Origin of the sequence: Microbacterium schleiferi (genome assembly GCF_020781975.1) — a bacterium.
Taxonomy (GTDB): domain Bacteria; phylum Actinomycetota; class Actinomycetes; order Actinomycetales; family Microbacteriaceae; genus Microbacterium.
Map to the genome: position 1 here is coordinate 66614 of NZ_JAJGNI010000013.1, position 6628 is coordinate 73241.

Annotated in this window: 8 protein-coding genes; 3 read left to right on the plus strand and 5 right to left on the minus strand. The window is 66.4% G+C overall.

The annotated features are described in order from the left end of the window. Positions 1-117: 117 nt before the first annotated feature. Positions 118-825: an MBL fold metallo-hydrolase gene (locus LL236_RS13685; protein WP_228179384.1), complete on the minus strand. Its 708-nt coding sequence runs from the start codon at positions 823-825 to the stop codon at positions 118-120. 71 nt (positions 826-896) lie between these two features. Between LL236_RS13685 and LL236_RS13690 the strand changes: the two genes are divergently transcribed. Together LL236_RS13690 and LL236_RS13695 are read left to right on the plus strand one after the other, a co-directional pair. Next, on the plus strand, positions 897-1421 hold the full coding sequence (locus LL236_RS13690; RefSeq protein WP_228179385.1) for a TetR/AcrR family transcriptional regulator: 525 nt from the start codon (positions 897-899) through the stop codon (positions 1419-1421). 40 nt (positions 1422-1461) lie between these two features. After that, positions 1462-2067 (plus strand): helix-turn-helix domain-containing protein, encoded by a 606-nt coding sequence (locus tag LL236_RS13695; RefSeq protein ID WP_228179386.1) that lies wholly within the window; start codon positions 1462-1464, stop codon positions 2065-2067. An 8-nt stretch (positions 2068-2075) separates the two neighbouring features. Here LL236_RS13695 and LL236_RS13700 read toward each other — a convergent pair whose 3' ends face one another. Together LL236_RS13700 and LL236_RS15075 are read right to left on the minus strand one after the other, a co-directional pair. After that, positions 2076-2867, minus strand: coding sequence for a hypothetical protein (locus LL236_RS13700; protein WP_228179387.1), 792 nt, complete (start codon positions 2865-2867; stop codon positions 2076-2078). 43 nt (positions 2868-2910) lie between these two features. Then, positions 2911-3972: a type IV toxin-antitoxin system AbiEi family antitoxin gene (locus LL236_RS15075; RefSeq protein WP_228179388.1), complete on the minus strand. Its 1062-nt coding sequence runs from the start codon at positions 3970-3972 to the stop codon at positions 2911-2913. A gap of 267 nt (positions 3973-4239) precedes the next feature. On the opposite strand from LL236_RS15075, the gene LL236_RS13710 reads away from it, so the two are divergent. Then, entirely contained in the window at positions 4240-4590 is a 351-nt protein-coding gene (locus tag LL236_RS13710) for a nuclear transport factor 2 family protein (RefSeq protein ID WP_228179389.1), read from the plus strand. Positions 4591-4644: 54 nt separating this feature from the next. Here LL236_RS13710 and LL236_RS13715 read toward each other — a convergent pair whose 3' ends face one another. Further along, positions 4645-5247: a class I SAM-dependent methyltransferase gene (locus tag LL236_RS13715; RefSeq protein WP_228179390.1), complete on the minus strand. Its 603-nt coding sequence runs from the start codon at positions 5245-5247 to the stop codon at positions 4645-4647. A gap of 106 nt (positions 5248-5353) precedes the next feature. Further along, positions 5354-6406 (minus strand): hypothetical protein, encoded by a 1053-nt coding sequence (locus tag LL236_RS13720; RefSeq protein ID WP_228179391.1) that lies wholly within the window; start codon positions 6404-6406, stop codon positions 5354-5356. Positions 6407-6628 lie beyond the last annotated feature (222 nt).

A 6628-nucleotide genomic window follows, 5' to 3' on the forward strand; every position in this document is an offset into this window, starting at 1 on the left:
ACTGAACGGGTTTGGTGCACCTGTATCTCGAGCGCAGACTGTTCGGTCGCGCCGAAATGCGGCTCCCAGGCAACCCGGGCCGCAACACGACGCGACTGAACGGGTCGCTGGCTACGCCTAGGCCGCGGCGAGCACGGCCTCGACGGCACCCGCGGGTGAGCCGTGGAACGCGGGTCCGTGTCCGGGGAGCACCCAGTCCGCATCCAGGTCGGCGATGCTCCCGAGCGACGCAAGCGCCTCGGCGGGGTCATCCGTGAACGGAGCCGGGCCGGGGCCGGTGCGACCGGTCAGCACGTGGCGGGTCGTGAGCGCGTCGCCGACGAAGACGGCGCGCACGTCGGGCGAGAAGATGGCGATGCTGCCGGGCGAGTGTCCGGGCATCGACATCACGCGGGGCGCGCCGGGAAGATCGAGCGTGTCGCCGTCGGTAACCTCGCGGACCTCAGTGAGCCAGGTCGGACGCATGCCCTTACGGATGCCGTACGCGGCGAACTGCAGCAGGGGGCCGATCCGGGTCGAGCCCATCGGGGTCTTGGGCTTGTCGCCGCCGCGAGCGCGATCGGCGTCGGCAGCGTGCACGAACACCGGGATGCCTCGCTCGGCGCGCAGGCGCTCGGCGAACCCGACGTGGTCACTGTCGCCGTGGGTGAGCAGGATGCCGCGGATGTCGTCGAGCGAGCGACCGATGGCATCCAGCTCGCGGGTGAGGTCGGAGTACATGCCGGGGAGGCCGGCGTCGACGAGGGTGATGCCCTCGGGCGTGACGATCAGGTAGGCGGCGACGATGTCGTTGCCGATGCGGTGCAGTGAGGGTGCGAGTCTCATGACTGGCCTTTCCGAGTGATGGCTACGGATATTAGCCCTGATAGCTTATGTTCATAGCCATGGGGGGTCCGATGCCGACACCGGAGAGAACATCGCTCGACGAGATCGTCAGTGCAGCAGCGCGTCTGCTCGAAACCGGCGGGGTCGCCGCCGTCACGATGCAGGCGGTCGCGCAGGATGTCGGCGTCAAAGCCCCCTCGCTCTACAAGCGCGTACGAGATCGCGAGACGCTCTTGGGACTCGTCGGCGGCGCCGCTGCCGACGACCTCACGGCGCGTCTGGAGGCGGCATCCGGGATCGAAGACCAGCTGCTCGTCTTCCGCCGCTTCGCGCACGAGCGGCCCGAGGCGTTCCGGCTGCTGTTCACCGCGACGGTGGATGCCGACAAGCTCGCCGCCACGAGTGCGCCCGTCCTGCGGGCGACCAGCGCCACCGTCGGCGCGGATCACGCGCTCGACGCCGCGCGGCTGCTGACGGCGTGGGCTACCGGGTTCGTCACGATGGAGCTCGCGGGGGCCTTCCGCCTCGGCGGTGATCTCGACGACGCCTACGACTACGGCATCGCCCACCTGGTGGGCTCCCTCGTCTCCGACTAGCCGCGCGAGCAGGCGTGGGGCCGCGCCGTATTCTGGAGCCGTGTCCTCGCCCGCTCGCACCAGCGCCGACGGGCCGAGTGCGGCATCCGACGAGACGCAGATCGGCGTCGGAATCGGGCGGCAAGTGCGGCAGGCGCGCACCGAGAAGAAGCTGTCGATGCGGGCGCTGGCCTCGGCCGCAGAGATCAGCCAGCCGTTTCTGAGCCAGATCGAGTCGGGCCAGACGATGCCCTCGCTGCTGACTCTGTACCGCATCGCGAACGCCCTCGACATCTCGCCCTCGGCGCTCCTTCCCGCAGACCCCGACCCCGAGGTCGTTCACGTGTCGCGGGCGGCGGATGCCACGTGGGTGCCGGTCTCGGAGGCATCCGACACCGCCCACACCCGCGTCATCCACGCCGGCGAGACCTCCCTGCAGGAGTACGCCATCCGCCCCGGCGAGCAGGTCGGCGACTGGTTCGAAACGGATGGCGAAGTCATCCACTACGTCATCGAAGGCGCCATCGCCCTCGAGATCGAAGGCCTCGGGATCTGGGAACTCGGCGCCGGGGACGCCGTCGCACATCCGGGAGCGCTGCGGAACCGCTGGCACCTTCGCGGGGACGGGTCGGCACGGGTGGCGTTTGTGTATACCGGCGGGGCGTAGAACACTAGCTACGCGCTCGCGTCGAGCACCTCAAGGAACGTCTGGGCGCCGATCGCGGCATCCGTTCGAAGTTGCGCTTCTGTGGCGGTGTCGCCGGTTGCCACCATCGTGTCCGCGAACACTCCGGCCCACGCACCGTCGGGCTCGACGAACTTTGCGATCGCTGCACGGATAGCACCCGGGTCTGCGACGTCGCCTGCCAGACCCAGTTGGCGCGCTACGGCGGTCGCCGCACCCGCTGCGCCTCCGGGATTGTAGAGCGTGACATACATCAGGTCGTACTTGTCTTTGTGCAGCATCCGCGATTGCGCCGCAGCCGCCTTGGCGAGGAGATAGCCGCCGAGGTTCGCGAATCGAAGGGTCACGGCATCCGTCTCGACACCAAACTGTGCGCGAACGGATGGCGGCACTGGCAGGTCGCGCAGCTCGGGGTCCACGAGCGCTGCGGCCGGTCCCGCCAGCTTGGTCGCGACCGCAGTCCGCGAGCCGGGCAGCGATACGGTGTCTGCAGTGTGATCCCAGACGTCCGCGAGAAACTCGAGTCGCACCCGCGCGTCGCCGAGGGTCGCGTTCCACCGCCACCGATTCTCCGAGGTGAAGTCGCCTTTCTCGAGAGCCACATCGAGCCACGAGAAGTCATGTTCGGCGCCGGCGAGATCCCACCCGATCGCGAAGAGCAGGTCGACATCGGTTGTTCCCTGGTGGGAGACGGGAGCATCGGTGGCGAGATACTCAGGATTGAGGCCGCCGATGGCGACGAACTCGTCGGTGTGTCCCCCGGCGAGCAGCGCGAATCGCACGAGCGCCTCCTCTGCGCGGGCGCGCGCCTCCCGGGTTCGGGACTCAGAATCCAATGGCGGTCTCCCGCAGGTATTCGGCGGCTTCGGCGGTGCGCCCCCGGCCGCGCAATAGGTCGGCATAGACCCGCACCGGAGATACGGTGCGCACGTCCCGTGCTTCCCGTGTGAGTCGGAAGACATAGGGATCGGCGGCGGAAAGGCGGATGCGCCCTCCCGACTCCACTTCTCTGAAATCAGGATGCTGCGCCAACCGCCCACGCGCGGGCTCGAGCTGCCCCGCCGGCACGTACAGATCGACCGCCGGCACACTCGTCAGATACGGGTCAATACGATCCGCCGCCGCCTCCCCGGTCAGCGCCCAATCCTGGCCATGCAGCGAACTTGTCAGCGCCTCGATCGATTGCTGGGGATCGCGCCAGGGAACGTGAAACTCGATGTCAGCTCCCGACTGAGGCGTGGCTGCGTAATGCGCCGCCCAGTCGCTCAGCATCCGTCCCGGATCGCGAAACTCGCGCGTTGCCGATGTACCACGTTCGGCTCCGGTCTTGGCCGTGTACCGCTGCTCGTCGAAGTGCCGCAGGATGCGAGCAGTGTGCGCCAACGAGACATCCGCGGTCTTCGCGATGACGCCAACCTGCTCGATGGGCATGGTCTCTGGCTCGGAATACTCCACCCGCCACCCGAGCAACGTCTCAGCTATCGCATCGGCTGCTGCCGACCATTTGAAGGCCCGCCCCGCATCCGCTCGAATTGGCTCCAGTCTCGCGATGTAAAAGCTCCCCGGCACCACGATGCGCGCCCGGCCGCTGGCGTCTGCCCATGACAGCTGTGCGTCTTCGAGGATCTCCCGCGCCCCGGGGCTCACCCGGCGGGCAGTCACGACGGGCACGACACCGTCGGTTCGTTCGGAGGCACCGTGGAAGAGTTCGGTGCGCGCCCTCCGGGCATCAGCGGGCAGGCCCTCCCCGATCCAGAGCGGCCGGAACAGCGATTCGCGCCCCTCGTGACGAATGCGAACGACGTGGCTATCCCACTCCGGCTCAAGCTCCGGGGGGATGACCCGAAGCAGCGCCGACACCGATGCGGTGTTTTCTCGCGCTTCCACGGTTTTATCGTAGCGAGATATAACCGTGTTTTCTCACGAATAGTGGCATTCGGCCTGACTGTGAGAAAACTCGGATCGCGTTCGCGTCGCTCTCCCCGAGGCGAGTTCTCGCCGGCGGGCGAAGCCGACGCTCCACGCCCACCCCGGGGCGCTGCGGAACCGCTGGCACCTCCGCGGCGACGGCTCCGCCCGGGTCGCTTTCGTGCACACCGGCGGCGCGTAGGAGACTCTCGTCAGTCCCTTCCTCTTTTGTGCGAATCTTCCTGCATGGAGCTTGATGAGATCCGGCGTGCGGAAATCGAACTGCTGACATCAGCCGTGCGGCGCGACCCGGCACGCTTGGCTGAACTCTTGCATCCAGGGTTTGTCGAAGTCGGTCGCTCAGGGAGGTTGTGGTCGCGCGACGAAACGATCGCCGCGCTGGCTCATGAACCGGGCCGGAAAACTCCGGCCACGAGTGAGTGGGCCTTGCACTCGGTGGCTCCTGGGCTCACCCTCGTCACCTACGTCGTTTCGAGGCCAAAAGGCGACAGTCGGCATTCCTCCCTCTGGGCCATGCACGACGGGAAACTCCAGATCCGATTCCACCAAGGAACCTTCATCTCGCCCGTCGGCTAAGCGGCAAGCGAGACACCTCAGCGAGACCGTCCCCGTCGCGCATCGACGGGATGCCTACCGCCGCCGAGCAAGTATCGCGCCGTGCGGTCGTGGCTGCGGTTGCGGCACCGACCGGGTGTGCGTCTCGATGACCTCGAAGCCCGCCGCGGCGAGGCGTTCCGCCAAAGCATCGGGCGACCAGCGCCAGGCGCGGACGACGGCGTGGTCAAACGGCTCAACGTCTGCGCCGACGAAGAACCCAATGAGCAGCGCTCCGCCTGGCTCCAGAACGCGTGCGAACTCATCGAGAGCACGGTGGATGGTGCCGGGATCGTGGTGGATCAGCGAGTACCAAGCGAGCACGCCGGCCACACTGCCCGTGGCGAGTGGCAGTTCATCGATGCTGCCCTCGACAAAGGAGACGCCTGCATATGCCGCGCGAGCGTGTTCGAGGAACGCTGGCACCTGATCGATCCCGAGCATGCGGACACCCTGCGCTGCGAGATGCCCGGACCAGTGACCCGGCCCGCAGCCGGCATCCAGAACGAGGCCTTCGATCTGAGCGGCCCATGCGGAGACAAGGTGCTCATCCGAGGGGTGCACGCTCTGCATCGAGCCGAGGAGCGCGATGTACTCGTCGGCGCGATCCGTGTATGACGCCTGGACGTTCGTGACCATCGTCCAGATCCTAGGTCGTGCCGGCTAGGCCCGCGTTGGCATCGCAAGCGACGAGTGCCGCATCCTCTACCGCACAGAATGCAGCGCTCCCGCTGCCGGCGTAGATCTACTTGCCGCGTGCCCAGTCGCTGCGGAACTGAATCTCGCCATCGATTTGGGAAGCGAGCTCACGCACCTTCGCCTCAAATGGCTCGAACTCGGCCTCCAACTCTGCCAGCGAGCCAAAGGCGTCCAACGGTTCTTCTGTAGTGCGGATGCGGTCTGGCCACGCGTCCCAGGACGCGATCGTCTGTCGTGACACTGGGACGCGCAGGCCTGCAAGGTCCTCTAGTCGCCCTACTGGCGCTGGTGCATACAGCAGTCGTATGACGTCCATTTCGGTTACCTTCTTCGCGTCGAGTTCACCGGCCAAGAATTCAGCGCAGAAAGCGATTCGAGAGTGGGTCTTCTCAAGGCGGTCTGCAGCGTAATCACCGAGTAGCGCCGGCACTGCCTCAAGTCGTAACTCTCTACGCAGAGCTTCTGCCATGTGGGTCTGAATCTCGAACGACGGACCGAGCGGGGCACCCTCGACTGTTGGCGCTTCAACCCCCATCCGAGCGTACGTTCGTTTGAGGAGGTCTGCTGGATCGTCGCTTGACCAGCTGAACCATCCCGCTGACAGGCGCTCCAGGAGGTCTGCGACCAGCCACGCGTAAAGGTGGACCATCGTGCGAAGGGCTTTTGGCCGCGATTCTTCGCGGTGGTACATCTCATTCCTATAGTCGTGGAGTCGTCCCAGCGTCGCGATGTATGCAGGGGGTATTGCTCCGTCCCAGGCCAGCAGCTGAAGCTTGGCAGTGAAGTCGCGTTCGATCTTCCGCTTCTGACTCGCCGAGAGTTGCCAGAGGACGGCCCGGCCGCCCGCAGCGGCGCGCTCACGCTCGCGCTGCTCCATGTCGGTGAGATCGGGTTTTAATAGCCTCTCGCCGGGTGCCCTCCAGTAGTGCCCCCAGTCCCACTTGTGCAACCCCATTCCAGAGGCGATCCAGCGGACCATTAGCGTTTCTGCCGCACTATCGAACAGGAGAAACGCAACTCGGTCGTCCTCGGATTGCTCGCGCAGCAGGGCGTCCCGCGCTGCGAAGACTTGCGCCGCGATCTCTGCAGCCCGTTTCATCGTTCGACCATAGTCTCCGTTTGCGAAGCGATGCTCGAGGCTGAGGGGAGCCTTCCGATCGCCGTTCGCGTTCGAGCCACTCGGCGCAGCAAGGCTGAGGGTCCCATGGAACTGGTGCGCTTGGCGCACCTATCAGTTGAGCCTAAGCCTCGATCCACCGATGAGCCGTGGGTGTGCCGGGGCGGCATGATCGGGGCGCGGTGACGCGTCGAGGGCAGGGTT

Excerpts from the sequence above, each read along its gene's own strand:
- LL236_RS13685 (WP_228179384.1), bottom strand. The coding sequence starts at position 825 with ATGAGACTCGCACCCTCACTGCACCGCATCGGCAACGACATCGTCGCC.
- LL236_RS13690 (WP_228179385.1), top strand. The coding sequence starts at position 897 with ATGCCGACACCGGAGAGAACATCGCTCGACGAGATCGTCAGTGCAGCA.
- LL236_RS13710 (WP_228179389.1), top strand. The coding sequence starts at position 4,240 with ATGGAGCTTGATGAGATCCGGCGTGCGGAAATCGAACTGCTGACATCA.
- LL236_RS13715 (WP_228179390.1), bottom strand. The coding sequence starts at position 5,247 with ATGGTCACGAACGTCCAGGCGTCATACACGGATCGCGCCGACGAGTAC.
- LL236_RS13720 (WP_228179391.1), bottom strand. The coding sequence starts at position 6,406 with ATGAAACGGGCTGCAGAGATCGCGGCGCAAGTCTTCGCAGCGCGGGAC.